At 49.6% G+C, this 859-nt stretch carries 1 protein-coding gene and 1 pseudogene; both read left to right on the plus strand.

The genetic code is table 11. From position 1 onward, the window contains the following. Positions 1 to 96 (plus strand): annotated as a pseudogene (locus AAC854_RS24495) (IS982 family transposase); the annotation flags it as partial. 31 nt (positions 97 to 127) lie between these two features. After that, positions 128 to 793, plus strand: a complete 666-nt coding sequence (locus AAC854_RS22745; RefSeq protein WP_340619076.1) for a DUF5710 domain-containing protein — start codon at positions 128 to 130, stop codon at positions 791 to 793. The last annotated feature ends 66 nt before the right edge of the window (positions 794 to 859 follow it).

The following is an 859-nucleotide window of genomic DNA, read 5'->3' on the forward strand; positions in this document are numbered from 1 at the left end:
AAGCTGCTTTCTCACACGTTGGGTATTTTTGCCAATTTTAAACAAGGTAAAAGGCAACGCGACTGGCTTCAACAAGCCCATGTTATAGGCTGTTAAAGTTGAGCATCACGTTAATGAAGGAAGACATATGCTGCGGATTGATTTAAACGTCCCCGACGATGAATACGAGAAGGTACGCAAATTGGGCGCGCACTGGGATGCAGCCGCCCAAACCTGGTATATCGATGGCAGTTTTGACCCGACCCCGTTTATGAACTGGTTGCCGTTCTACAATGTCCATGCCGAATTCTGGTATCTCGCCCAAACCCGGACACCGTGCCCGCACTGCCATGAACACACTACGGTCACGGCATTTATGCTGCCTGCCGGACACCAGCTACTGGAAGCGGATAACGGCGATGAACCCGGCACGGAAGTAGACTACTCTGAGCAGGACAGCCCGGCATTTCTGTTCTATATTGCCGATATTCCCACTATGGTGCGTAGCGTATTGCCCGGTTTTCATCACACGCTACGCAAAGCGGTCAGCCAACGGCTGCGCAGGCAGCACTGGATAAACCATTGCGAAAACTGTGACGCACAGCTGGATGATACCGACATGTTTGCGGAAGTTGGTGGGGCATTTTTCCCGGCTTCCAAAGAGCAAGCGGCGGCGATTCAGCTTCACCGTATTGATAAGCCCTTTGTGGGGTATTGTGAAGATATTTCTCATCATCACTACCATTTCGATCCGAAGCTGGGTAGCCGTCAGGGCGCGAGCATACTTTTCGAATACCTATTGAATAACAAGTAATGACATGATCTAATTATCTTTATTTTTCTTTCGAATGCTCGCCCATGAATCCTAACCACTCCCTCA

It is taken from the genome of Xenorhabdus entomophaga (genome assembly GCF_037996725.1).
GTDB lineage: Bacteria > Pseudomonadota > Gammaproteobacteria > Enterobacterales > Enterobacteriaceae > Xenorhabdus > Xenorhabdus khoisanae.

Excerpts from the sequence above, each read along its gene's own strand:
- AAC854_RS22745 (WP_340619076.1), top strand. The coding sequence starts at position 128 with ATGCTGCGGATTGATTTAAACGTCCCCGACGATGAATACGAGAAGGTA.